This is a genomic window from Streptomyces sp. NPDC059994, assembly GCF_042737755.1.
Taxonomy (GTDB): Bacteria; Actinomycetota; Actinomycetes; order Streptomycetales; family Streptomycetaceae; genus Streptomyces.
Map to the genome: position 1 here is coordinate 132,224 of NZ_JBHWUR010000009.1, position 25,060 is coordinate 157,283.

The window sequence follows — 25,060 nt, forward strand, 5'->3', positions numbered from 1 at the left end:
CCCCAGGTACTCCCGGTTCTGCTCATCGGGCGACGCCGGGCCATTCCAATCCGCTAGAACCTGTTCTATCTTGACGGTCCGTCAGATCCGGTGTGTGCGGGAGGACAGGGCTGTGGACTTCACCTTCACCGAGGAGCAGCAGGCGGCCGTCGAAGCGGCGAAGGCGGTCTTCTCGGGGGTGGTGCCCGACGCGGTGCCGAGCCCCGCGCTGACTCAGGGCGCGGTGGCCGAGGAGTTCGACCGCCCGCTGTGGGCCAAGCTCGCCGAGGCGGACCTGTTGAGCCTGGTCATCGACCCCCAGTACGGCGGGGCGGGCCTCGACCCGATCACCCTCTGCCTGGTGCTGCGCGAGTCCGCGAAGGTGCTGGCCCGGGTGCCGCTGCTGGAGAGCAGCGCGGTGGCGATGGCCATACAGCGTTACGGGGACACCGAGTTGGCCCGTGAGCTGCTTCCCGCCGCAGGGCGGGGCGAGCTGGTGTTCACCGTCGCGGCCAACGGCCGCACCGGCCACGACCCCGCCGAACTCGCGGTCACGGCACGGCCGGGGAGCGCCGACAGCGGCGACGACTGGGTGCTCGACGGGGTGCAGACCGGGGTGCCCTGGGCGCAGAACGCGGACCGTATCGCCGTGCCCGCGCACACCGGTGAGGGCCGCGCCGTACTCGCGCTGATCCCCCGCGTCCACGACGGAATCACGCTCGCCGAGCAGATCTCCACCAGCGGAGAGCGCTTCGCCGAGGTCCGCCTCGACTCCGTACGTATCGAAGCGCGCGCGGTCATCACGGCCGAGGGGGCATGGGAGTGGCTGCGCGAGCTGCTGACCACCGGCACCTGTGCGCTCGCGCTCGGCCTCGGTGCAGGCGTACTCGCGATGACCAGCGAATACACCGGGAAACGCGAACAGTTCGGGTTCCCGATCGCCACCTTCCAGGCGGTCGCCGTCCAGGCGGCCGACCGCTACATCGACCTGCGCGCGATGGAGGCCACCCTGTGGCAGGCCGCGTGGCGCATCAGCACCGGCGCCGGGGGAGCGCTGCCCGTCTCCGGTGACGTGGCGGTGGCGAAGATCTGGGCCTCCGACGGCGTACGCAGAGTCGTACAGACCGCCCAGCATCTGCACGGCGGCTTCGGCGCCGACACCGACTATCCCCTGCACCGCTACCACGCCTGGGCCAAGCAGCTGGAACTGTCACTCGGCCCGGCCGCGGCCCACGAGGAAGCCCTCGGCGACCTGCTGGCCGCGCACCCGCTCGGGTAGCGGGTGCGTACAGCCACCCACACCGCCGCGCGAGCGGCTCAGTCGGCGGCCCGGCCGCTCAGCAGGCGGGGCCGGTGCCGGTGCCGGTCAGAGGACGAAGGCCGCGCTGTCGTTGTCCGTGACCATCGGACGCCCGGCAAAGTCCCACGCCTGCATGCCGCCGTCGACGTTCACCGCGTCGATGCCCTGCTGCACCAGATACTGCGTGACCTGCGCGGACCGGCCGCCGACCCGGCACATCACATACGCCCGGCGGCCGTCCTCGACGGCCTGCGTCACATCGCCGAAGCGCGCCACGAAGTCGCTCATCGGCACGTGCAGCGCGCCCTCGACATGCCCGGCCGCCCACTCGTCGTCCTCACGGACATCCAGCACCAGGGCGTCGGCCGGCACGGCAGCGACATCCACGGACGGCAGCTGGGCGAAATTCATGGGTCATGCCTTCTCTCGTACGCGTCGGCCGCGACGGCCGTGTCGGTCGCAGGGCCGTATCGGCCACACCAGTTGTACCGGCTGCATCGGCCGCATCGGTCGTATCGGCCGCTCAGCGAGATCGCCGTATGGGCAGGTCACTGGGAACGCTACTGCACCAGCTCGGCCAGCATCGCCTCGCGCCCGGCCACCTGGGCGAGCAGCTGCTCGGCGATCTCCTCAAGGAGCCGGTCCGGGTCGTCGGGCGCCATCCGCAGCATCGAGCCGATCGCGCTCTCCTCCAGCTCACGGGCCAGCACGGCCAGCAGCTCCTTGCGCTGGGCCAGCCACTCCAGCCGGGCGTAGAGCTCCTCGCTCTCGCTGGGCCGCACCTCCTCAGGCACCGGCCCCGCCGCCCACTCCTCTGCGAGCTCCCGCAGCAGCTCCTCGTCACCGCGGCCATAGGCGGCGTTGACCCGGGTGATGAATTCCTCCCGCCGGGCCCGTTCCTGGTCCTCCTGCGCGAGGTCGGGGTGCGCCTTGCGGGCCAGCTCGCGGTAGAGCCTGCGCGCCTCCTCGCTCGGGCGGACCCGCTTGGGCGGCCGTACGGGCTGGTCGGTGAGCATCGAGGCGGCCTCGGCGGAGATCCCATCCGAGTCCATCCAGTCGTGGAAGAGCTCGTCGACCCCGGGCATCGGCTGCACCGCGGCCCGCGCCTCGCGTGCCTTGCGCAGGTCCTCCGGGTCGCCGGTGAGCGAGGCCTTGGCCTCGGCGATCTGGGCGTCGAGCTCGTCGAGCCGGGTGTACATCGGGCCGAGCTTCTGGTGGTGGAGGCGGGAGAAGTTCTCCACCTCCACGCGGAAGGTCTCCACGGCGATCTCGAACTCGATCAACGCCTGCTCGGCCGCCCGCACAGCCCTGTCCAGCCGGGCTTCGGGCCGTTCCGCGTTCTCAGGGTCCTCGGGCCGGGCGGTCGTCTCTTCGGCAGGTTCGTCCGTCACTGGTCCAGCGTACGGGCGCGGGGGGTGGGGCCCCTCCCTCCCCCTCCCCCCCGGCCCCCCTCTCCCCACCCCCACACCTCACCCCAGCCGAAAGCACCACCCCGCAACGCGGGGCCCACCCCAGCCCACCCCCAGCCCACCCAGCCCGCCGCGCACCGCCGACCGACCCGCCTCACACCGCCGACCGACCCGCCTCACACCGCCGGCCGACCCGCCTCACACCCCCATCCCGTCCGGCTCACACCCTCACCCCGCGCGCGTCACACCCCCAGCTCTGCCGCCACCCGTCCGTCCCTGATCGCGGCGAGGAGCGTCGCGTGGTCGGACTCCGTGCGGTCGGCGTAGAGGACCGCGAAGCCGGCTACGGCCTCGTCGAGCTCTTCGTTCTTGCCGCAGTACCCGGCTATCAGGCGCGGGTCGGCGCTGTGGGCGTGGGCGCGGGCCAGCAGTGCGCCCGTCATGCGGCCGTAGTCGTCCAGCTGGTCGGCGGTCAGGGCCGCGGGGTCGACGCTGCCCTTGCGGTTGCGGAACTGCCGTACCTGGTATGGACGTCCGTCGACGGTGGTCCAGCCGAGCAGGATGTCGCTGACGACCTGCATCCGCTTCTGGCCGAGGACCACACGGCGGCCCTCGTGGCCTCCGTCCGGGGCGTGGAAGCCGGCCTTGGCCAGGTGCGGCAGCAGGGCGGAGGCGCGGGCCTCCTTGACCTGGAGCACCAGCGGCTCGCCGCGGTGGTCCAGGAGCAGGACCACGTACGACCGTGTTCCGACGCTGCCGGTGCCGACGACCCGGAAGGCCACGTCGTGTATCGCGTACCGCGCGAGCAGCGGCAGGCGGTCTTCCGAGAGGGTTTCCAGGTAGGGGCCGAGCGAGGCGGCCACGGCGGCCGCCTCGGCGTCGGGCACCCGGCGCAGCACCGGCGGCGCGTCGACGAAGCGTCGGTGCCCGTCGGCGATCTGCTCGGTGGCCTTGGCGGCGAAGCGGGCGCTGGTGTTGTTGCGGGCCTTGGCCGACACCCGTTCCAGGGTGCCGAGCAGGTCCCGGGCGTCGGCGTGGGAGACCAGCTCCTCGTCGGCTATCGCGTTCCAGGCGTCCAGCACCGGCAGTTTCGCGAGGAGGCGCATCGTCCGCCGGTAGGCGCCGACCGAGTCGTAGGCCGCGGCCCGGCAGGTGTCCTCGTCGGCGCCCGCTGCACGGCCGGCCAGGATCAGGGAGGCGGCGAGGCGCTTGAGGTCCCATTCCCAGGGGCCGTGCACGGTCTCGTCGAAGTCGTTCAGGTCGATGACGAGTCCGCCGCGCGCGTCGCCGTAGAGGCCGAAGTTCGCCGCGTGGGCGTCGCCGCAGAGCTGGGCGCCTATTCCGGTGACGGGGGTGCCGACGAGGTCGTGGGCCATCAGTCCGGCGGCGCCGCGCAGGAAGGCGAACGGGGAGGCCGCCATGCGGCCCACCCGGATCGGCGTGAGCTCCGGCACGCGGCCCAGGTTCGACTCCTCGACGGCCCGGACCGCGTCGGGCCGGTCGGTGGAGAGGACGAGCGAGTCGTGCGAGGAGCGGGGCACGCGGTCGCGCAGTGCCTTGCCGTCACTCTTCGGCGAGCCGGCCGTATGGCCCGGTCCCCGGCCGTGGTGGTGTCGGAAGCCCGGCACCTCGGGAATCCGGATCTGCCCGTCGTCGGGCACCGCTCGCAGGACCGGAATCATCGTCTCGACAGCGCTCATCGCGTGCCGCCTCCCCCGTGCTCGTTCAACATCAACAGCTCGAATGCCATGACGGTACCGGCGGCGGCCGACAGCCGTCTCCCCCTGTGGATAACTCCCGGCGGTGGCCATCGGGCAGGCCGCCGCCGGGAGTTATCCACAGGGGGACAGTCGAAGTCAGGCAGACGATCGCGGTCAGACGCCGACCGCTTCCTCCAGCTCCTCCTCCAGCTCCTCTTCTCCGTCCCGGCCTTCGCCTCCGGCACCGACTCCCGTACCGGAGCCCGTACCGGCGTCCGCACCGGAGCCCGTACCGGCGTCCGCACCGCCCACAGCGGCCGCACCCGCACCAGCCGCCGGACCGGCTCCCACACCCGCACCGGCACTCACCCCCGGAGCCGCTACCCCCCGCCCCCGCTCGGCCAGCGCCGCGATACCCATCAGAGCGACGCCCGCCAGGAGCCAGAGCACCAGGACGAGCATGTGGCCGCCGAGGCCGTTGCCCGCGAAGTACACGTGGCTGCGGGCACCCTCGACGAACCCGGCGCCGTTCCAGAAGGCGTGCAGGGCGCTGAAGAAGCCGGGCTGGAGTTCGGGCCGGAAGATGCCGCCCGAGCTGGTGAAGTTGAGCATCACGAAGAGGACCATCACGCCGAGCGTCGTCCACCTCTTGAGGAAGGTGTGCAGCCCGACGCCGATCAGCAGGATCCCGGCCGAGTACAGCCACGCCATGCCCCAGACGCCGCCGAGTCCGGTGTCGACGAGGTGGAACATCGGGCCCGCGAAGACCGCGCCGATGCCGCTGACCAGGACCGACATGCCCAGCGCCAGCAGCGCCCTGATCCGCAGCGGCAGTACCGCACCGGCGCCGCCGATCACCGCGACGGACGCGTAGGAGCCGATGCTCAGCGCGACGAGCAGGAAGAAGATGCCCTGGCCGGTCGGGTCGCCCTTGGCGAGGTCCGTCACGTCGGTCACCTTGAGGGGGGCGTCCTGAGCCGCCGCCACCTTGGTGAAGACCTTCTCGACGGCGGTGGCGCTGGTGTCGGAGGAGGCGGAGGCGACGAGCAGTTCGGGCTTGGCGCCGGGGATGTAGGCGCCGTACACGTGCTGCTGCTCCAGGCTGTCGACGGCGGTGGCGCGGTCGGGGACGGTACGGACGTCGAGCGCGCCCGCGCCCTTGTCCTGGAGGGTCTGGGCAAGCACCTGCGCGCTGGGGCCAGAGCCGACGATGTCGACCCGCAGGTCGTGCGGCTGCGGGTTGTGGAAGGCCCCCAGATACGCGAGGCCCATCCCGACGCACATCAGCAGCGGGGTGAGGAGATGGCTGAGCACATGGCGCAGAGGGCTGGGAGCGGTACCGGAGGACACCACAACTCCAATGGTTGGCTTATACAACTCACTCGATACGTTGTACTCTACAACCACTTTTTTGAGATGGCGAACGCCCAGATCAGAGCGTCAGGCCAGGGGCGTCAGGCCAGCGCGTTAGATCAGCGCGTTAGATCAGCGCACCCGGAAACCGCAGCGCGCCGCGCCCGGTGTTTCACGTGAAACAAGCTCCTCAGACGCTGAGCCTCCAACCCCACCCCACGCCTCCCCATCGCCCCCACCCCATCGCCCCGCCTACATCCCCGCATCCCGCGCCAACAGCGCCGCCTGCACCCTGTTCTCGCACTCCAGCTTCGCCAGGATGCGGCTCACATACGTCTTCACCGTGGCCTCGCTCATATGGAGCCGCTTCCCGGCGTCCGCGTTGGACAGACCCTCCCCGAGCAGCGCCAGTACGTCCCGCTCCCGCGCGGACAGCACCTCCACCCGGCGCCGCGCCTCCTCGCCCCGGGCCGCCGCGCGCCCCGTGGCCAGCTGGTCCACGACGTGCCGGGTCGCACCGGGCGACAGATAGGCGTCCCCGGCCGCCGCCGCCCGTACCGCAGCGATCAGCTCGGCCGGGGCGGTGTCCTTCAGCAGGAATCCCGCGCCCCCGTACTCCAGCGCGCGCAGCACGTTCTCCCGCTCGCCGAACGTCGTGAGGATGATCACTCGGGCCGCCGGGGTGCTCCTGCGCAGCTCGGCCAGCGCGGTCAGACCGTCCATCACCGGCATCTGGATGTCGAGCAGCACCACGTCGGCGCCGTGCGCCCGTACCGCCTCGATGGCCTCCCGGCCGTTCGCCGCCTCGGCCGCGACCTCGATGGCCGGGTCCGACGTGAGGATCATCCTGATCCCCGCCCTGATCAGCGGCTCGTCGTCCGCGATCACCACCTTGATCCGCACACCGTGTGCGCCCCCCGGACCGAGTGGACCGCCTGGACCCGTCACGCCTGCTCCTGTCCTCGCGCCGCGCCGACGTGCTCCCGCCGCCACCGCGCTACCACTCGACCTCGTACGACGAGCTATCGCTCGACCTCGTACGACTTCTTCTCGATCAGCTTGCCGTCCTTGAAGCAGAACCGGAAAACGGGCTCGGTCCTGGCGTTGTCGCCGAACTCGGACGACATCAGTACCAGGCAGCTCGAACCGGCGGGCTCGGCAGGGCCCTTGCCGGGCAGCCCCTTCGTCAGGAACGTGTCGCCGCCGGGCAGCCGGTCGCGTACGTCCTGCTCGGCGCTGCCGACCTTGATGTCCTTGTACTCGGCGGGGTCGATCATCGCCTTGTCCGCGGACCCGGCGAGGAAGAACAGCCCGACGCCCGCGGCCACCGCGAGCAGCACCACCGCCGCGAAGGCGATCCCGCACCCCAGGGCGACGCCACCGGCCCTGTCCCTGCTGCTCATGGCCAACTCCTTCTCCGCGACGTTCAGGTCGACGTTCCAGCCGACGTGCCGGCCGGCCTGCTGCCGGCCGGTCCACGTCGCGCCGGCCGGACCACCGTCGCCGAGCGGGAGTGCGCCCGGATGCTGCCGGAAGTCGTCCGCCGTATCGACGAAGGTCGTCGCCTCCGCCGCCCCGTAGGGGAGCACCCCGGCCACCCGGAAGCCCCCCTCGCCGGTCCGCCCCGTGTGGACCATGCCGCCGACCAGCCGGGCCCGTTCGTGCAGCCCGGTCAGGCCCTGGCCACCGCTGACCACTTCGTCCGGCGGGGGCCCGGCCACCGGCCCGTTGACGACCTCGACGACGAGCGAGTCGGGCTCGTAGCGCAGTTCCACGCCGATGGGGGCGCCGGGCGCGTGCTTGTACGCGTTGGTCAGCGCCTCCTGGACGATGCGGTACGCCGCGTGGTCGGACGCGGGCGCCAGCTGCCGGGGCTCCCCCGTCTCGCGCAGCTCCACCGTCGTGCCCGCCGCCCGGGCGGCCGCCACCAGGAGCTCGACGCCTGCCGTGCCGCGGGCGGCGCGCTGTGCCTCGTCCGTGTGGTGGTCCGGTGCCTCGACGCCGTCGCGCAGGATGCCGACGACCGCGCGCAGTTCGTGCATGGCGGCGACCGAGGCCTCCCGCAGCACCCCGACGGCCTCGCGCTGGCGGCCCGTCAGCGCCGGGTCGACCTCAAGGGCACCGGTGTGCACGGAGATCAGCGCCAGTTGGTGGCCGAGGCTGTCGTGCATGTCCTGGGCGATGCGCTGACGCTCGCGCAGCCGTGCCTGTCCAGCGACCATCGCGCGCTCGCGCAGCAGCTGCGCGTTGCGCTCCTGCATGGTCTGCAGCAGGGTGCGGCGCTGGTACCAGTAGCGGCTGGCGAGGCCCGGCACCACGGCGATCACCATGAAGAAGAGCGTCGCGAACAGGGCGACGACGAACAGCGGCTGCTCGCCGGACTCGGTGAGCGCGATGCCGGCCAGATATCCGGCGAACGCGGCGCAGAAGGCGCCCAGGGCCCGTCCCGCCCCGGCGATGCGCCGCCCCGCCGAGCAGGCCACCACGAGCAGCAGCAAGGTGGCGCCCGCGCTGGCCCCGCTGAGCGCGGCCGTGGCGATGAGCACGCTCGCGGGGAACCTGCGGCGCAGCGGCGTCAGGACTAGGACGGCGGCGGCCACCAGGGCGGGCACCACCAGGCCGCCGTCGGCCAGCCGGCCCGCGCCTGCGGCGGCCAGGGCCAGCAGGAGGGCGAGGGCCGACTCGCCGAAGGTCCGGCGGCGGGACCAGGGCTCCGGTCCCGCCAGCCGGCGGCGGGCGTCCTGGATCTTCGATGACACATCCACGTCCGCACCCTAGGCAGCGGTCCGGGCGCCGGACGGCTCTCTTTCGTCGCGCCCCGCCGAGACGAAAGTCTCCTTGGGGCGGGGTCGGCGGCCGGGTCTGGCCGGGTCGGCGGCGGGTGCGCTCGGCAGGCTCGTATGACGGACATCTTGTACGAGAGGGTCCGCCGAGTTCTCCCGCGCATCCGGGAACGCGAAAGCCCCGCCGGTCGTTTGACCTGCGGGGCTTCCGTTCTGTGGGCGAGGGGGGATTTGAACCCCCACGTCCCGAAGGACACTGGCACCTGAAGCCAGCGCGTCTGCCGTTCCGCCACTCGCCCGAGTGGTGTCCGAGGCCTTCGCACCTTTTCGGTGCGCTTGCCTGGCGACGTCGAGAAGATTAGCACGCTGGACAGGGTGGATTCACATCCGTTGTTTCCGCTGCCCATGGGGGGCAGGAGAGGGGAGGAAGGACGACGTACAGCGACGGTTCGGAGACCCACAGAAACCTCACAGGGGCCCGATGGGAACGAGGAGGGACTCCACCCACTCCTCCACGGTGCACCCCGGGTGCGGGACACTGTCAGGAGGCCACCTCTACGATCCGTGTGAGAGGTGACACTCGTCCACCGGTCACAGAAGGGGAACCAGCCGATTTCCCGACGCGTGGATACGATCAGTAAGCAGTACCAGGACGACATCGACGGAGGAGGTGCCCCATGGGAGTCCTGAAGCGTTTCGAGCAGCGTCTCGAAGGCCTGGTCAACGGCACCTTCGCGAAGGTCTTCAAGTCCGAGGTCCAGCCCGTCGAGATCGCAGGCGCCCTCCAGCGCGAGTGCGACAACAACGCGACGATCTGGAACCGCGAGCGGACCGTCGTCCCCAACGACTTCATCGTCGAGCTCAGCGCGCCCGACTTCGAGCGCCTGAGCCCGTACTCGGGCCAGCTGGGCGACGAACTGTCCGGCCTGGTCCGCGACTACGCCAAGCAGCAGCGGTACACGTTCATGGGGCCGATCAAGGTCCATCTGGAGAAGGCCGACGATCTCGACACCGGCCTGTACCGGGTGCGCAGCCGTACGCTCGCCTCCAGCACCGACCAGCAGGACCAGCACAACCAGCAGGAGCAGCAGGAGCGGCACGGCAGGCCTGCGGGTCCGGCCCGTCCCGCTCCCGCCGCATCGCCGCAGTCCCCCCAGGGCCGCGGCGGCTACGGCTATCCGCCCGCCGCGGCACCGCCGATGCCCGCCGCCCCCCCGCCCCCCGGCGGGAACGGCGGCCCCGGCCGCCCCGGCGCGGACCGCCGCCCGACGGCTCCCGGCCCCATGCCGGGCTCCCAGGTGCGGCGCTGGATCGAGATCAACGGCACCCGCCACCAGATCTCCCGCCCGACGCTGGTGCTGGGTCGCAGCACCGACGCCGATGTGCGGATCGACGACCCCGGCGTCTCGCGCCGGCACTGTGAGATCCGGACCGGAACGCCCTCGACGATCCAGGATCTCGGGTCCACCAACGGCATCGTGGTGGACGGGCAGCACACCACCCGCGCTACGCTCCGCGACGGCTCGCGGATCGTCGTGGGCAGCACCACCATCGTTTACCGGCAAGCCGAAGGGTGAAGCGGGGGCAATGTCAGAGCTGACCCTCACGGTCATGCGGTTGGGTTTCCTCGCCGTACTGTGGCTGTTCGTCATCGTGGCCGTTCAGGTCATTCGCAGTGACCTGTTCGGCACCCGGGTCACCCAGCGCGGTTCGCGCCGGGGTGGCGACTCGGGCCGCCAGCAGACCGGCCGGCAGGCCGCCGCCGCTGCCGCGCCGCCGCAGCAGCGTGGCCAGCAGGCCCCGTCCGGCGGCCGCCAGCGCCGGGGCGCGCCCACCAAGCTGGTGGTGTCCGAGGGCACCCTCACCGGCACGACGGTGGCGCTGCAGGGCCAGACCGTCACGCTGGGCCGGGCGCACGACTCGACGATCGTCCTGGACGACGACTACGCATCGAGCCGGCATGCCAGGATCTACCCGGACCGCGACGGCAACTGGATCGTCGAGGATCTGGGTTCCACCAACGGCACCTACCTGGACCGGACGCGGCTCACCACCCCGACCCCGATTCCGCTGGGCGCGCCGATCCGCATCGGCAAGACCGTCATCGAGCTGCGGAAGTAGTACGACAATGAGCGAGCGGAGCGAGCGAGCCGCGGCGGTCCGGACGACGGACCGGGACGGGCTCCCGACCGGAGGGTGGGCAGTGTGGCTCGACATGACCGGCTGTACCCCGAGCCGACGGGCGAGGTGGGTATGAGTCTCTCCCTGCGCTTCGCCGCCGGATCCCACAAGGGCATGATCCGCGAGGGCAACGAGGACTCCGGTTACGCGGGTCCCCGTCTCCTCGCCATCGCCGACGGCATGGGCGGCCAGGCCGCCGGTGAGGTCGCCTCCTCCGAGGTGATCTCCACCCTGGTCACGCTCGACGACGACGTGCCCGGCTCCGACATCCTGACCTCGCTCGGTACGGCGGTGCAGCGCGCCAACGACCAGCTGCGCCTGATGGTCGAGGAGGACCCCCAGCTGGAGGGGATGGGCACCACGCTCACCGCTCTGCTGTGGACGGGCCAGCGCCTCGGCCTTGTGCACGTGGGCGACTCGCGCGCGTATCTGCTGCGCGACGGCGTGCTCACCCAGATCACGCAGGACCACACCTGGGTGCAGCGGCTCGTGGACGAGGGCCGCATCACCGAGGAGGAAGCGACGACGCATCCGCAGCGCTCGCTGCTGATGCGCGCGCTCGGCAGCGGCGACCACGTCGAGCCGGACCTGTCGATCCGCGAGGTGCGGGCGGGCGACCGCTATCTGATCTGCTCCGACGGCCTGTCGGGGGTGGTGTCCCACCAGACGATGGAGGACACCCTCGCGAGCTACCAGGGCCCGCAGGAGACGGTGCAGGAGCTGATCCAGCTCGCGCTGCGCGGCGGCGGCCCGGACAACATCACGGTGATCGTGGCGGACGTCCTGGACGTCGACTCCGGCGACACGCTGGCCGGGCAGCTCAGCGACATTCCGGTGATCGTGGGCGCGGTCGCCGAGAACCAGCTGCAGCTCAACGACGACGGGGCGATGCAGACCCCGGCGGGCCGCGCCTCCGGCCTGGGCCGTGCCACCCCGCCGCAGGGGGGCTTCGGCCCGCCCGGCAGCGGTGAGGACTCCGGCTACGGCGCCCCGCCCGAGGGCACCTTCGGCGCCTACTCGGACGAGGACTTCGTCAAGCCGCGGCGCGGCAGGTGGCTGAAGAGATCCGCCTACATCGTGCTCGCCCTGGCCGTGCTCGGCGGCGGGCTGTACGGCGGCTACCGCTGGACGCAGACCCAGTACTTCGTCGGCACCAAGGACGAGCACGTCGCGCTCTACCAGGGCATCAGCCAGGACCTGGCCTGGGTGAAGCTGTCGAAGGTGGAGACCGACCACCCCGAGGTCGAACTCAAGTACCTGCCGCCGTACCAGCGCAAGCAGGTCGAGGCGACGATCGCCGAGAGCAGCCTCTCCAAGGCCCAGGCCAAGATCACCGAACTGTCCACGCAGGCGTCGGCGTGCAAGAAGGACGAGCAGCGGCGCGCCGCCGAGAGCCAGAACCCGCCGAAGACCGGTACGACGACATCACCGTCGCCGTCCGGCAAGCCCGGTTCCACCAAGACCACCGCCACTCCCACGCCCGGCCCCAGCCTCTCGGAGGAAGAGCAGAAGCTGGTCCCGCAGTGCGGTAAGCAGTAGGCAGCCGTAGGGGGCCTTTCCACACCATGAGCGTTGTCACCAACACGACCACCATCGGCGCGATCGACGCACCGAGCCGTCGCAACACCGAGCTCGCGCTGCTCGTCTTCGCTGTCGCCATCCCGGTGTTCGCGTACGCCAACGTGGGCCTGGCCATGACCGGCAAGCTGCCTTCCGGCATGCTCGGTTACGGTCTGGGCCTCGGGCTGCTCGCGGGCGTCAGCCACCTCGTGGTGCGCAAGTTCGCCCCGTACGCGGATCCGCTGCTGCTGCCGCTGGCGACGCTGCTCAACGGCCTGGGCCTGGTGCTGATCTGGCGCCTGGACCAGTCGCCGCGCCTGATCCAGCGGGCCAAGACCAACTTCGGCGCCTTCCACGCGGACGCCCCGAAGCAGCTGCTGTACACGGCGATCGGTGTGGCGCTGTTCATCGCTGTGCTGATGCTGCTGAAGGACCACCGGATCCTCCAGCGCTACACGTACATCTCGATGGCGGGCGCGCTGTTCCTGCTGATCCTGCCGATGTTCTTCCCCGCGGTGAACGGCGCCAAGATCTGGATCTCCATCCCCGGTCTGGGAACCATCCAGCCCGGCGAGTTCGCGAAGATCATCATCGCGGTGTTCTTCTCCGGCTACCTGATGGTCAAACGGGACGCGCTGGCGCTCGCCAGCCGCCGATTCATGGGCATGTACCTGCCGCGCGGCCGCGACCTCGGGCCGATCCTCGTGGTGTGGGGCGTCTCGATCCTGATCCTGGTCTTCGAGACCGACCTCGGTACCTCACTGCTCTTCTTCGGCCTGTTCGTCATCATGCTGTACGTGGCGACCGAGCGGACCAGCTGGATCGTGTTCGGTCTGCTGATGTCGGCGGGCGGCGCGGTCGCGGTGGCGTCCTTCGAGCCCCACGTGAAGCTGCGCGTGGACGCCTGGCTGGACCCCTTCGGCTGCTACAAGACCACGGGCGCCTGCGAGCAGATCGGCCAGGCGATCATGTCGTTCGGCTCGGGCGGCACGCTCGGTACGGGCCTGGGCCAGGGCAACTCCGACCTGATCGGCTTCGCCGCCAACGCCGACTTCATCCTCTCCACCGTCGGCGAGGAGCTGGGCCTGGCCGGGATGATGGCGATCCTGCTGATCTACGGCCTGATCGTGGAGCGGGGCGTGCGCACCGCGCTCGCCGCCCGTGACCCGTTCGGCAAGCTGCTGGCCATCGGCCTCTCGGGCGCGTTCGCGCTCCAGGTCTTCGTGGTCGCCGGCGGTGTCATGGGTCTCATTCCGCTGACCGGTATGACCATGCCGTTCCTCGCGCAGGGCGGCTCCTCGGTCATCGCCAACTGGGCGCTGATCGGCATCCTCATCCGGATCAGTGACACCGCGCGCCGCCCGGCGCCCGCCCCTGCCCCGTCCCCCGACGCCGAGATGACCCAGGTGGTCCGACCGTGAACAAGCCCCTGCGACGGATCGCGATCTTCTGCGGGCTGCTGATCATGGCCCTGATGATCCGCGACAACTGGCTCCAGTACGTGCGCGCCGACGAGCTGAACGCGCACAAGTACAACCGCCGGGTCCAGATCGAGCGGTTCGCCCACGAGCGCGGCAACATCATCACGGCCGACGGCCAGCCGATGACCTCCTCCAAGGAGACCTCGGGCAGCGACTTCAAGTTCAAGCGGACCTGGAACAACGGCACCCTCTGGTCGCCGGTGACCGGCTTCAACTCGCAGGCCTTCGACTCCTCGCAGCTGGAGAACATCGAGGACAAGATCCTCTCCGGCAACGACGACCGGCTCTTCTTCGACCGCACCCTGTCGATGTTCACCGGTGAGAAGAAGCAGGGCGGCAACGTCGTCACCACCCTCAACAGCGCGGCCCAGAAGGCCGCCTTCGAGGGGCTCGGCGACAAGAAGGGCGCCGTCGCCGCGATCGACCCGCGCACCGGCGCGATCCTGGCGCTGGCCTCGACGCCGTCGTACGACCCGTCGGTGTTCGCGGGCAACTCCAAGGCCGACTCCGAGGCCCGCCAGAAGCTGCTCACCGACAAAGACAAGCCCATGCTGAACCGGGCGCTGCGCGAGACCTACCCGCCCGGCTCCACGTTCAAGGTGGTCACCGCCTCCGCGGCGCTGGAGAACGGGCTGTACTCCAGCATCGACGAGCCGACCCGCTCACCGGTGCCGTACCAGCTGCCGCAGTCGACGACCCCCCTGAAGAACGAGGGCAACATCCCCTGCGAGAACGCCAACCTCAAGGTGGCACTCCAGTGGTCCTGCAACACCGTCTTCGGCAAGATCAGCGATGACCTCGGCAACAAGAAGATGATCGACGAGGCCAACAAGTTCGGCTTCAACGACGAGGTCTTCACCCCCGTCCGGGCCGACGCCAGCGTCTACCCCAAGGACAACCGGCCGCAGAACGCGATGGCCGGCATCGGCCAGGCCTCCAACCGCGCCACCCCGCTCCAGATGGCCATGGTGGCCGCCGCCGTCGCCAACGACGGCAAGCTGATGAAGCCGTACATGGTCGACCAGCTCCAGGCACCCAACCTCGACGTCCTCTCCAAGACGCAGCCGGAGAAGATGAGCCAGCCGCTGTCGGCGGCCAACGCCCAGAAGGTCCAGGCGCTGATGGAGAACGTCGTCACGGACGGTACGGGCAAGAGGGGCGCCATCGACGGCGTCACCGTCGGCGGCAAGACCGGTACCGCCCAGCACGGCCTCAACAACAGCGAGAAGCCGTACGCCTGGTTCATCTCGTACGCCAAGACCGACCAGGGCTCCCCGGTCGCGGTCGCCGTGGTCGTCGAGGACGGCGACGCCAACCGCGACGACATCTCCGGCGGCGGTCTGGCCGCCCCCATCGCCAAGGCTGTGATGAAGGCAGTGCTCAAGAAGTAACCCCGGGACGTTTCACGTGAAACAGTCCTCGTTTCACGTGAAACGTCTCTCGCGCCCTGTACCGGTCCGGTATCAGCTGACGGTCACGGACAGATCCACTACCGGTGCCCGGTAGCGTATGCGCGAACAGCACACCGCCGGACCACACACACGGGTGCGGTCGGGACTGACGGAGAGGGCTGGAACGTTATGGAAGAGCCGCGTCGCCTCGGCGGCCGGTACGAGCTGGGCCAGGTGCTCGGCCGTGGTGGCATGGCGGAGGTCTACCTCGCGCACGACACCCGGCTCGGCCGCACCGTCGCTGTGAAGACGCTGCGGGCCGACCTCGCCCGCGACCCGTCCTTCCAGGCCCGGTTCCGCCGTGAGGCCCAGTCCGCCGCCTCGCTCAACCACCCGGCGATCGTCGCGGTCTACGACACCGGCGAGGACTACGTCGACAACATCTCCATCCCGTACATCGTGATGGAGTACGTCGACGGATCCACCCTGCGTGAGCTGCTTCACTCCGGACGCAAGCTGCTGCCCGAGCGCACGCTGGAGATGACGGTCGGCATCCTCCAGGCCCTGGAGTACTCCCACCGCGCCGGCATCGTCCACCGCGACATCAAGCCGGCCAACGTCATGCTGACGCGCACCGGCCAGGTCAAGGTCATGGACTTCGGCATCGCGCGCGCCATGGGCGACTCCGGCATGACGATGACGCAGACCGCGGCCGTCATCGGCACCGCCCAGTACCTCTCCCCGGAGCAGGCCAAGGGCGAGCAGGTCGACGCCCGCTCCGACCTGTATTCGACGGGCTGCCTCCTCTACGAGCTGCTGACCGTCCGGCCGCCGTTCGTCGGCGACTCGCCGGTCGCGGTCGCCTATCAGCACGTACGGGAAGAGCCGCAGCCGCCGAGCAACTTCGACCCCGAGATCACCCCCGAGATGGACGCCATCGTCCTGAAGGCGCTGGTCAAGGACCCGGACTACCGCTACCAGTCGGCCGATGAGATGCGCGCCGACATCGAGGCCTGCCTGGACGGCCAGCCGGTCGCCGCGACCGCCGCCATGGGCGCGGCCGGCTACGGCGGCTACGACGCCTACACCTCGGGCCCCCAGGACCAGCCGACGACCGCGCTGCGCCCCACGGACGCGGCGGGCCAGACGTCCATGCTGCCCCCGGTCAACCCGGACGACGGCAACTACGGCTACGACGACCGCCCCGCCCGCCGCCGCCAGAAGAAGTCGCACACCTCGACGATCCTGCTGGTGCTCGCTGGTGTGCTGGTGCTCGTCGGCGCCATCCTGATCGGCAAGTCGGTCTTCGGCGGGGGCGGCGACAGCGGCCAGGTGCCGGTGCCGCAGCTGGTCGGCGAGACCCAGAAGTCCGCCGAGACCCTGACGGCGAACGTCGGCCTCAAGCTGACCGTGTCCAAGACGGAGCCCTGCGCCGACCAGCCCAAGGGCAGCGTCTGCAGCCAGAGCCCGACCAGCGGCAAGCTGAACAAGGGCGACGCCGTCTCGGTCGTCGTCTCGACCGGCGCGCCCAAGGTCGAGGTGCCGGACGTCACGGAGAAGAAGAAGGACAGCGCGATCCAGCTCCTCCAGGAGAAGGGCTTCGCCTTCAAGACGACCACGGTCGAGTCCGAGCAGGAAGAGGGCACGGTCGTCAGCCAGGACCCCAAGGGCGGCGCCCAGGCCGAGAAGGGCTCCGAGGTCACCCTCACCATCGCCAAGAAGAAGACGTCCAAGCTCCCCGACGTCACGGGCACCGACTACACCGCGGCGGTGGCGCAGCTCAGCACGCTCGGATACGTCAACGTGTCCCGCCAGGACGTCGACTCGAACAAGCCCGCGAACCAGGTCGTCGACCAGACGCCCAAGGGCAACACCAACCAGACCAAGGACGTCCAGATCGTCCTGAAGGTCTCCAAGGGCCCGCAGACCCCCGTGCCGGTCCCGGTGCCCAGCGTGTTCGGACTGACCGTCAAGCAGGCCACCGAGAAGCTCAACGCGGCCGGATTCAGCAACATCCAGTTCGCGCCGGGAAGCTCCAGCGACGAGAAGGCCCGGGTCACCACGCAGACCCCGCCGGCCAACACCCCGTCCGACCCGGCCACCACGGCGATCGTCCTGACGACGATCGGCGGCGGCGGGAACCAGGGCCAGGACGGCGGCGGGAACTTCCCGTTCGGCGGCCCGTCCGGCGGCTGACCGGCAGCACAGCGCGAAGCCCCGGTCCCCTTCACAGGAGGGCCGGGGCTTTCCCGTACGTACGCCGTGTACGCGGAGGCCGTGCAGGGGCTGCTAGCGCAGTTCCACGGGCTTGGTGCGCTTCTCGTCGACCTTCTGGGTGCGCACCAGCTCGCCCCACACGATGTAGCGGTAGTCGGAGGTGTAGACGGGCGTGCACGTCGTCAGCGTGATGTAGTGGCCCGGCTTCTTGGCGCCGGACTCCTCCGGCACCGGCTTGAGGACGTCGACGTTGTACTTCGACGTCTCCTTGAGCTCCGCGAACGCCTTGTAGACGTACCAGGTGCCCTTCGTCTCGAAGACGATCGGGTCGCCGGTCCTTATCCTGTCGATGTTGTGGAACTTCGCGCCGTGGCCGTCGCGGTGCGCGGCCAGCGTGAAGTTGCCCTTGGTGCCGCTCTCGGGCAGGGCCGCCTTCAGCGGGTCGGTGTAGTAGCCCGCGACGCCGCCGTTGAGCACCTTGGTGTCGGTGCCCCGCTTGACCAGCACCTCGCCGTTCTTCATGGCGGGGACGTGCAGGAAGCCGATGCCGCCCTTGGTGTCGAGGGCGCCGGGGCCGGTGTTCGCCCAGTCGCGGCGGACGTCCTTGCCGTCCTTGGCCGCCTCGCGGTCCGCTATGACATTGGTCCACCACAGCGAGTAGACGACGAAGAGGCCGAGCACCAGCCCGACCGTGATCAGCAGCTCGCCGATGACGCTGACTACCCCGGCGACCACGCCGCGGCGGCGCGGTCGTGGCGGGACGGGGGCGTCGGTCTGCTGGTCGTCGTGCTCGGTCCTCACTGCCACCGCACCTGTCTGTCGTTCCGTCAGCCGGAGAGCGCGTCGGGCACGCCCTTGCTGCGCGGTCGTTCGTCGACCATCTTGCCCCACACGATCATTCGGTACGTACTCGTGAATTCGGGGGTGCAGGTCGTCAGCGTCAAGTAGCGGCCCGGCCGGGTGAACCCCGAGCCGGCCGGGACCGGCTTGAGCACCGAGACGTTCCTCGGGCTGGTCGACGGAAGCGTGCTGGTGATCGCGTACGTGTAGTACGCCTGCTGGGTCTCCACGATCACCAGATCGCCCGGCTTGAGCCGGTTGATGTAGCGGAAGGGCTCGCCGTGCGTGTTGCGGTGCCCGGCGACCGCGAAGTTGCCGGTCCTGTCGCCCGGCATCGCGGTCTTCAGGCTCCCCTGGCCGTAGTGGCCGACCATGCCCTTGTCGAGGACCTTGTGCTTGTTGATGCCCTCGGCGACGGGGACGACCACGTCCAGCTTGGGGATGTGCATGATGGCGAAGCCCTTGCCGGGCTCGAAGGCGCCGGGGGCCTTCTTGCCGCTGGCCCAGTCGTGCGTGATCTTCTTCGCCTCGCTGCCCGCCTGCTGATGGGCGCGGATGTTGGTCCACCACAGCTGGTACGTGACGAACAGCAGCATCATCACGCCGAGCGTGATGAACAGTTCACCGATGACCCGGCTGGCCACCACGGCCGCGCTGTCCTTGCGCGCCTTGGCGGCGCGGCGTGCCTCGGCGCGGGTCGGCGGACGGCCGCTCACCACGGGCTCGGCGGGCGCGGGCGCGGCCGGGGCGCGGTGTCCCCGCGCCTTGGCGGCCCGACGCCGCTCGGCCCGCCCACCGGTGGGGGGTGCGGGCGTCTCTGCTATTCGCTTGAGCGCCATGGTCGCGTCGTCGAAGGGGACGACGCCGGGCCCTGGCTCGGGCACCGGGCCGGGCTCGGGGAGAGGCGGGCCGGGGTCCGCGGCGGGCTCCGCGTACCACTCCTGCGCGGGCGCAGCCGCCGCTTCCGCCACGCGCGCGTAGGCGTCGCCCCGCACCTGGGCCTGGGGTTGGACCTGGACCTGGACCTGGACCTGGGGCTGAGCCTGGTCCTGCGGGATGTTGTCCGCCCCGAGCCAAGGCGACCCGTGACCACCCGCCGGAAGGGGGTCCGTCAGCGGGTCGTACTCGTGCTCGGGCCGGACGGCCGTCACGCCGCGGCCTTGCCCACCACCGGGGCCAGGCCTGCCGACCGTTCGACGGCTCCCGTGTCCCCGCACCGCACCAGCCAGTTGGCGAGCATCAGATGGCCGTGTTCGGTCAGGACGGACTCGGGGTGGAACTGGACGCCCTCCACGGGCAGTTCCCGGTGGCGCAGCCCCATCACGATCCCGTCGGCCGTCCAGGCGGTGACCTCCAGCTCCGCGGGGAGCGTGGCGGGCTCGGCGGCCAGCGAGTGGTAGCGGGTCGCGGTGAACGGCGAGGGCAGCCCCTGGAAGACCCCGGCGCCCTCGTGCAGGACCGGCGAGGTCTTGCCGTGCAGCAGCTCGGGCGCCCGGTCGACCACGCCCCCGTACGCGACCATCATCGACTGCATGCCCAGGCAGACGCCGAAGACCGGCACCCCGGTCGCCGCGCAGTGGCGGACCATGTCGATGCAGACACCGGCCTGCTCGGGCGCGCCCGGGCCGGGCGAGAGCAGCACGCCGTCGAAGCCGTCCTGGGCGTGCTCCAGGGACACCTCGTCGTTGCGCACCACCTCGCACTCGGCGCCCAGCTGGTACAGGTACTGGACCAGGTTGAAGACAAAGCTGTCGTAGTTGTCCACGACGAGAACGCGTGCGCTCATCGGGTCGCTCCCATGCCCTGGTCGACGGTGACATCGTTGAACGGCAGCAGCGGCTCCGCCCACGGGAAGATGTACTGGAAGAGCACATAGACAATCGCCAGTACCAGTACGAACGAAGTGAACGCCCGTACCCACGCGTTGCCCGGCAGATGCCGCCAGATCCAGCCGTACATGCTGTCCGCTGTCCCTTCCGACGATCGTTACCGCACCAGACTAAGGGTCGGCGCTGCGGACAGGGGCTCAGCCGGTCAAAGCTTGGGGCTTGCCCTTGGCCACGGACAAGGTGGAGTCGAGGTGGCCCCAGGCGATCAGCCGGTGGCTGCTGCCCCATTCCGGATCGCAGGTGGTGAGGGTCAGATAGCGGCCGGGGGAGCGGAACGGCGACTTGGCGGGGACCGGATCGATGACCCCTATGTCACGCGGCACGGTCCGGTAGGGCTTGTTGTCGACGCGGTAGGTGAACCAGGTCGTCCCGTCGGTGAGCACCACAGCGTCGCCGGGCCGCAGCTCGGGGAGGTCCTTGAACGGGTCGCCGTAGGTGCGCCGGTGTCCGGCCACCGAGAAGTTGCCGGGCTGCCCCAGGCGCGTGGTGGTGGCGTAGTGCCCGAGGCCCTTCTGGAGGTCCTTGACCCCGGTCCCTTCGAGCACCGGCTTGTGCCAGTCCTTGCCCAGCCTGGGGATGTACATGACGGCGAAGGGCTTTCCCTCGGTGTACGGGCCGGGCGCGGGCGGTGCGGTCCGCTCGGGCGCGCTCGCGGCGGGGGTACGCGCCCACTGGTGGTGCAGGTCGGATATCTGGCTGTCGGCGGCGCTGTCCGCCTTCACCCCGGTCCAGTACAGGACGTATACGACGAAGAGGATGATCAGGGCGCCGGCCGTGATGCACAGCTCGCTGAACGTCCTGACGACCAGCCGCACCGAGACAACAGGCACCGGGCCGCCCCCTCCCGCGCTATCCCACCGGCTTCGCGTAGTGGAGATCCACTGTGCCCGAGTAGCCGGGCAGAGTCATCGCCTTGTGCTCGTCGACTTTCCAGCCGAGCCCGTACGCCTTCACATACAGCTGGTAGTTCTGGATCGCCCGGGAGTCCGTGAGCGCCTGGCGCAGCTTCCCGGGATCGCCCACCGCGCTGATCTTGTACGGGGGCGAGTAGACGCGGCCCTGGAGGATCAGGGTGTTGCCGACGCAGCGCACGGCGCTGGTGGAGATGAGCCGCTGGTCCATGACCTGGATGCCCTGGGCGCCGCCCTGCCACAGCGCGTTGACGACGGCCTGGAGGTCCTGCTGGTGGATGACCAGGTCGTTGGGCTGCGGGGCGGGGTAGCCGGGGGCTGCCGTGGCGTTGGGCGGGGCGTCGTTGAGGGTGACGCTGAGCGCCTTGCCGGCGACCTTCTCGGTGCCGGCCGCGTCCTTGAGGGCGGCGAGCTGCCGGTCCTGCGCCTTGGTGGAGCCGTTGTCGCGCTGGGCGAGGGCGTCGACATCGGTGCGGACGGTGGCGGTGGACTGGTCGAGCTCGGCGTTCTTGCGGCTGCGCTGCTGGATCAGGTCGGAGAGCTTCAGCAGCGAGGCGTCGGTGCGGATGTTGGTGCCCTTGGCCGTGTTGAAGCTGGTGACGAAGATGAGTCCGGCCAGAGCGAAGACGGCCGCGGAGAGCAGCCGGACGGGGCGGGCGCGAAAGCGGCGGCCCGGACCGGCGGGCTCGTCGGGGAGCCCTTCGGGGGAGTCGGCGGAATTGCTCAACGTACCCTTATCTCCTTCGGCGCCACGGAAGCACTACGCTAACGGACGCCTGGGGGCAGCAGTGATCCCCCGTTGTCCCTCCGCCGCCGCCCAGCCACAGTTCCCTGCGCGGTCACGCAGCGCATCGACAGGAGTGTTCCTCGTGCCGAAGTCACGTATCCGCAAGAAGGCCGATTTCACGCCGCCGCCGGCGGCGAAGCAGGCCACCGCCATCAAGCTGGGCAGCAGGGGCTGGGTGGCCCCGGTGATGCTGGCGTTCTTCCTGATCGGGCTCGCCTGGATCGTCCTCTTCTATGTGACCGAGGGCGATCTCCCGCTGCAGTCCTTCGGGAACTGGAACATCGTGGTCGGCTTCGGCTTCATCGCCGGCGGCTTCGGTGTCTCCACACAGTGGAAATAGCCCCTCCACAGCCTCCTCGTCAAGCCTTGCCCACGGGTTATCCACAACGCTATCCACACTGGGGAAAAGGTCAGACGATCTGTGGATAACCTCCGCCGTGTTGACGCCGGTGTGACTGCACCCTCCCACACCGGCCCACGGCCCGCCCCTTGTCTCTCCTGGGAAAACCCAGGTCAGCGACAAGGGGCACAGCTGTTCCCCACCGGATGCACAGGATCCGGCACGCGCTGTGGACAACCTTGGGGGAAAGCCCGACTCCACGTGCCCGCCCAGCTGGGGGTCCGCCGGTTCAGGTGAGCGCGGCGGTGCGGGCTATCACGATGACCACAACGGCCAGCAGGACCACCGCGCACGTCCCCCACTGGACCAGCGACCGGCGCTCGCGGGGCGCGTGGACCATGGCGTACGCGATCACCGTGCCGCCCACCAGGCCGCCGATGTGGGCCTGCCAGGCGATCCCGCCCCAGGGGTTGAACGTGATCACCAGGTTGATCACCAGGAGCGCGATCAGCGGCCGCATGTCGTAGTTCAGCTTGCGCATCAGCACGGCGGTGGCGCCGAACAGCCCGAAGATCGCCCCGGAGGCGCCGAGGGAGGGTGAGTTCGGGGCGGCGAGCCAGTACGTGAGCGCGCTTCCGGCGAGCCCGGAGACGAAGTAGAGCGCCAGATAGCGCACCCGGCCGAGCGCCGCCTCCAGCGGCCCGCCGATCAGCCACAGGCTGAGCATGTTGAACGCGATGTGCATCGGGCCGCCATGCAAAAACATCGACGTCACCAGGCGGTACCACTGCCCTTCGGCGACGCCCTGGAGCGAGTCGAACCCGGGCGCGAAGGCCCGCCCCAGCATTTCGTACCCGTACTCGAACTTGTCCCCGATCACCTGCTGCAGCAGATAGCCGACGAGGTTGAGCCCGATCAGGACCTTGGTGAGCAGATGGGGGTCGCCGGGTGCGAACGCGGCGCCCGCCATCGTGCGCGGCTGGTTGGCCGTCGGCGCGTGGCCGGTGCCCGAGCCGCCGCGGACGCACTCCGGGCACTGGAATCCGACCGAGGCGCTGACCATGCACTCCGGGCAGATCGGGCGCTCGCAGCGGGTGCAGGTGATGCCCGTCTGCACGCCCGGGTGCCGGTAGCAGCTCGGCAGGCTCGCCTGGTCCATCGGGCTCCTTGTACTCGGTGTGGGGGCGGCAACCGCGCCGCCCCGCTCGTCACGTCATACGGACGAGCGGGGCGGTTTGGTTCCCCTCGAACGGGTGCCGTCGGTGGTGTCGCTTCCTCGGGGGGCTCGCGGTGCCCCCCGGGTCCGGCGCGCGGGGTCAGCCCTCGCGGGACTCGATGACGACCGACTCGATGACCACGTCCTGGACGGGGCGGTCGGTGCGCGGGTTCGTCTGGGCGCTCGCGATGGCGTCCACGACCTTCTTGCCGGCCTCGTTGGCGACCTCGCCGAAGATCGTGTGCTTACGGGTCAGCCACGCGGTGGGGGACACCGTGATGAAGAACTGGGAGCCGTTGGTGCCCGGCCCTGCGTTCGCCATGGCCAGCAGGTACGGCTTGTCGAAGCCCAGCTCCGGGTGGAACTCGTCGGCGAACTCGTAGCCCGGGCCGCCGGTGCCGTTGCCCAGTGGGTCGCCGCCCTGGATCATGAAGCCGCTGATCACCCGGTGGAAGACCGTGCCGTCGTAGAGCGGGTCCGTGGACTGCTTGCCGGTCGCCGGGTGCGTCCACTCGCGCTCGCCCTTGGCCAGCTCGACGAAGTTCCTGACCGTCTTCGGGGCGTGGTTCGGCAGGAGCCGGATCTCGATGTCCCCTTGGTTGGTCTTCAGGGTGGCGTAAAGCTGCTCGGCCACGGTCTGCCTTCCTTTGGTCCGCACTGACGTCCCACGATCCTCGCACGGAGGGCCCCGCGGCAAGGAAACGCCGCCGAGTGCCGCCGATCCCGCCGAACAGGCGCGCCCCGGGGCGAACCGTGACATCGTCGAACGCGAGCTCCCCTCGCACCGCCCTCGCGCCCTCGTGCCGTGCATCGGCCGAAGTCGCCCCGCATGACCCGGATGCCTTTCCTCGCATGCCGGGTACCCGTCCGACAGGCATGATTTCGAGATGGGTGGAAAGGCGACACTGTGCTCATTCCGGCGACAACCCACCGGACCGCCCTGAACCCCGCCACCAAGGAGGAGGATCACGTGACCCGCATGGACAGCGTGCGCGCCGCGACCGGCTCGGCGAAGGAGAGCGTGCTGCACGCCGCGGAAGTGGTGGCGCCCTACGCCGACTCGGCCAGGAGTCAGGCCGCGCACTACGCGCACGAAACCCGCGTACGGCTCGCGCCCAAGGTGGCCAAGGCCGCCCAGCAGGCCCGCAGCCAGGCGCATCTCCAGTACGACTCGTATCTCGCACCACACGTGCCGCCGAAGGTCGACGAGGTGGCCCGGGAGGCCGCCGCCCGCTCCCGCCGCGCCGCCCGCCAGGCAGCCGACTACACGGCGCCCCGCGTCAGCCAGGCGGTCGCCGCCACCCAGCCGGTCCGCGAGGAGGCCATGGCCCGCTCCACGGCCGCCCTGGCGGCGCTGCGCGGCCAGATCTCCCCGCGCCAGATCGAGAAGCTGGCCAGGAAGCAGCGGCGCCGGGCCCGGGCCGGACGCGTCGCCAAGGGCCTCCTGGTCGTCGGCATCCTGGCGGGCGGCGCCGTCGCCGCGTGGAAGTGGTGGGACAAGCAGGCCAACCCGGACTGGCTGGTCGAGCCCCCGGCCCCCACCGAGGTCGCCGAGCGGACCCCGCTGAGCTCGGTCGACGGCAGCGGCTCCCTCGACCCGGAGGTCCAGGCCAAGGAGGCCGAGGAGGCCGAATACGGCGACGAGCGCGGCGGCGGCCACTGACCCCGGGCCACCGGCCGTACGTAACGAAGCGGCGGGTGCCGTGGACCATCGGTCCACGGC

23 protein-coding genes and 1 tRNA gene are annotated in these 25,060 nt (G+C 70.4%); 9 read left to right on the plus strand and 15 right to left on the minus strand.

Annotated elements, in window-relative coordinates; genetic code table 11:
• The first annotated feature begins 112 nt into the window (after positions 1 to 112).
• On the plus strand, positions 113 to 1,258 hold the full coding sequence (locus ACFWA7_RS08275) for an acyl-CoA dehydrogenase family protein (RefSeq protein WP_385821680.1): 1,146 nt from the start codon (positions 113 to 115) through the stop codon (positions 1,256 to 1,258).
• Between the two features lie 87 nt (positions 1,259 to 1,345).
• On the opposite strand, the gene ACFWA7_RS08280 is transcribed toward ACFWA7_RS08275, so the two are convergent.
• From ACFWA7_RS08280 to ACFWA7_RS08310, 7 genes are all read right to left on the minus strand, one after another.
• Entirely contained in the window at positions 1,346 to 1,690 is a 345-nt protein-coding gene (locus tag ACFWA7_RS08280) for a rhodanese-like domain-containing protein (protein ID WP_385541739.1), read from the minus strand.
• Between the two features lie 149 nt (positions 1,691 to 1,839).
• Complete coding sequence (locus ACFWA7_RS08285; protein WP_385541741.1) at positions 1,840 to 2,670, minus strand: hypothetical protein; 831 nt, start codon at positions 2,668 to 2,670, stop codon at positions 1,840 to 1,842.
• 260 nt (positions 2,671 to 2,930) lie between these two features.
• On the minus strand, positions 2,931 to 4,388 hold the full coding sequence (locus ACFWA7_RS08290; RefSeq protein WP_385541743.1) for a DUF2252 domain-containing protein: 1,458 nt from the start codon (positions 4,386 to 4,388) through the stop codon (positions 2,931 to 2,933).
• A 174-nt stretch (positions 4,389 to 4,562) separates the two neighbouring features.
• Entirely contained in the window at positions 4,563 to 5,672 is a 1,110-nt protein-coding gene (locus tag ACFWA7_RS08295; protein ID WP_385541769.1) for a hypothetical protein, read from the minus strand.
• A gap of 321 nt (positions 5,673 to 5,993) precedes the next feature.
• Positions 5,994 to 6,644: a response regulator gene (locus tag ACFWA7_RS08300; protein WP_385541745.1), complete on the minus strand. Its 651-nt coding sequence runs from the start codon at positions 6,642 to 6,644 to the stop codon at positions 5,994 to 5,996.
• 119 nt (positions 6,645 to 6,763) lie between these two features.
• Positions 6,764 to 8,506 carry a sensor histidine kinase gene (locus ACFWA7_RS08305; protein ID WP_385821682.1) on the minus strand — a complete coding sequence of 581 codons (1,743 nt, stop codon included), beginning with the start codon at positions 8,504 to 8,506 and terminating at the stop codon, positions 6,764 to 6,766.
• 234 nt (positions 8,507 to 8,740) lie between these two features.
• Positions 8,741 to 8,823, minus strand: a tRNA-Leu gene (locus tag ACFWA7_RS08310).
• Positions 8,824 to 9,201: 378 nt separating this feature from the next.
• On the opposite strand from ACFWA7_RS08310, the gene ACFWA7_RS08315 reads away from it, so the two are divergent.
• From ACFWA7_RS08315 to pknB, 6 genes are all read left to right on the plus strand, one after another.
• A complete protein-coding gene (locus ACFWA7_RS08315; RefSeq protein ID WP_385541748.1) occupies positions 9,202 to 10,101 on the plus strand; it encodes an FhaA domain-containing protein in 900 nt (299 codons plus the stop codon).
• Positions 10,102 to 10,111: 10 nt separating this feature from the next.
• Positions 10,112 to 10,645 carry an FHA domain-containing protein gene (locus ACFWA7_RS08320; protein ID WP_385541750.1) on the plus strand — a complete coding sequence of 178 codons (534 nt, stop codon included), beginning with the start codon at positions 10,112 to 10,114 and terminating at the stop codon, positions 10,643 to 10,645.
• A gap of 132 nt (positions 10,646 to 10,777) precedes the next feature.
• On the plus strand, positions 10,778 to 12,244 hold the full coding sequence (locus ACFWA7_RS08325) for a Stp1/IreP family PP2C-type Ser/Thr phosphatase (protein WP_385541771.1): 1,467 nt from the start codon (positions 10,778 to 10,780) through the stop codon (positions 12,242 to 12,244).
• A gap of 26 nt (positions 12,245 to 12,270) precedes the next feature.
• Positions 12,271 to 13,686 carry an FtsW/RodA/SpoVE family cell cycle protein gene (locus ACFWA7_RS08330; protein WP_385541752.1) on the plus strand — a complete coding sequence of 472 codons (1,416 nt, stop codon included), beginning with the start codon at positions 12,271 to 12,273 and terminating at the stop codon, positions 13,684 to 13,686.
• Entirely contained in the window at positions 13,683 to 15,137 is a 1,455-nt protein-coding gene (locus ACFWA7_RS08335) for a peptidoglycan D,D-transpeptidase FtsI family protein (RefSeq protein ID WP_385541754.1), read from the plus strand. The genes ACFWA7_RS08330 and ACFWA7_RS08335 overlap by 4 nt, the downstream gene beginning before the upstream one ends.
• Before the next feature lie 189 nt (positions 15,138 to 15,326).
• Positions 15,327 to 17,333, plus strand: a complete 2,007-nt coding sequence (gene pknB / locus ACFWA7_RS08340) for a Stk1 family PASTA domain-containing Ser/Thr kinase (RefSeq protein WP_385541756.1) — start codon at positions 15,327 to 15,329, stop codon at positions 17,331 to 17,333.
• Between the two features lie 93 nt (positions 17,334 to 17,426).
• Here the strand turns inward: pknB and ACFWA7_RS08345 are convergent, their stop codons facing one another.
• The 6 genes from ACFWA7_RS08345 to ACFWA7_RS08370 form a co-directional block, all read right to left on the minus strand.
• Complete coding sequence (locus tag ACFWA7_RS08345) at positions 17,427 to 18,161, minus strand: class E sortase (RefSeq protein WP_385541757.1); 735 nt, start codon at positions 18,159 to 18,161, stop codon at positions 17,427 to 17,429.
• A 20-nt stretch (positions 18,162 to 18,181) separates the two neighbouring features.
• The gene (locus ACFWA7_RS08350) at positions 18,182 to 19,345 is read right to left on the minus strand and encodes a class E sortase (protein WP_385821684.1); all 1,164 of its coding nucleotides are present in this window, start codon (positions 19,343 to 19,345) and stop codon (positions 18,182 to 18,184) included.
• Complete coding sequence (locus tag ACFWA7_RS08355) at positions 19,342 to 19,980, minus strand: aminodeoxychorismate/anthranilate synthase component II (protein WP_371653664.1); 639 nt, start codon at positions 19,978 to 19,980, stop codon at positions 19,342 to 19,344. Before ACFWA7_RS08355 ends, ACFWA7_RS08350 begins: the two co-directional genes overlap by 4 nt.
• Positions 19,977 to 20,153 (minus strand): hypothetical protein, encoded by a 177-nt coding sequence (locus ACFWA7_RS08360; protein WP_385821686.1) that lies wholly within the window; start codon positions 20,151 to 20,153, stop codon positions 19,977 to 19,979. Before ACFWA7_RS08360 ends, ACFWA7_RS08355 begins: the two co-directional genes overlap by 4 nt.
• A 67-nt stretch (positions 20,154 to 20,220) precedes the next feature.
• Positions 20,221 to 20,898 (minus strand): class E sortase, encoded by a 678-nt coding sequence (locus ACFWA7_RS08365; RefSeq protein ID WP_385821695.1) that lies wholly within the window; start codon positions 20,896 to 20,898, stop codon positions 20,221 to 20,223.
• A 34-nt stretch (positions 20,899 to 20,932) separates the two neighbouring features.
• Positions 20,933 to 21,721, minus strand: coding sequence for a DUF881 domain-containing protein (locus ACFWA7_RS08370; protein ID WP_385821688.1), 789 nt, complete (start codon positions 21,719 to 21,721; stop codon positions 20,933 to 20,935).
• A 142-nt stretch (positions 21,722 to 21,863) separates the two neighbouring features.
• On the opposite strand from ACFWA7_RS08370, the gene crgA reads away from it, so the two are divergent.
• Positions 21,864 to 22,121: a cell division protein CrgA gene (gene crgA, locus ACFWA7_RS08375; protein ID WP_385541762.1), complete on the plus strand. Its 258-nt coding sequence runs from the start codon at positions 21,864 to 21,866 to the stop codon at positions 22,119 to 22,121.
• 289 nt (positions 22,122 to 22,410) lie between these two features.
• On the opposite strand, the gene ACFWA7_RS08380 is transcribed toward crgA, so the two are convergent.
• A complete protein-coding gene (locus tag ACFWA7_RS08380; RefSeq protein ID WP_385541764.1) occupies positions 22,411 to 23,280 on the minus strand; it encodes a rhomboid family intramembrane serine protease in 870 nt (289 codons plus the stop codon).
• A gap of 157 nt (positions 23,281 to 23,437) precedes the next feature.
• Positions 23,438 to 23,971, minus strand: coding sequence for a peptidylprolyl isomerase (locus ACFWA7_RS08385; protein ID WP_385541766.1), 534 nt, complete (start codon positions 23,969 to 23,971; stop codon positions 23,438 to 23,440).
• A 336-nt stretch (positions 23,972 to 24,307) separates the two neighbouring features.
• On the opposite strand from ACFWA7_RS08385, the gene ACFWA7_RS08390 reads away from it, so the two are divergent.
• Positions 24,308 to 25,000, plus strand: a complete 693-nt coding sequence (locus ACFWA7_RS08390) for a DUF5324 family protein (RefSeq protein ID WP_385541768.1) — start codon at positions 24,308 to 24,310, stop codon at positions 24,998 to 25,000.
• Positions 25,001 to 25,060 lie beyond the last annotated feature (60 nt).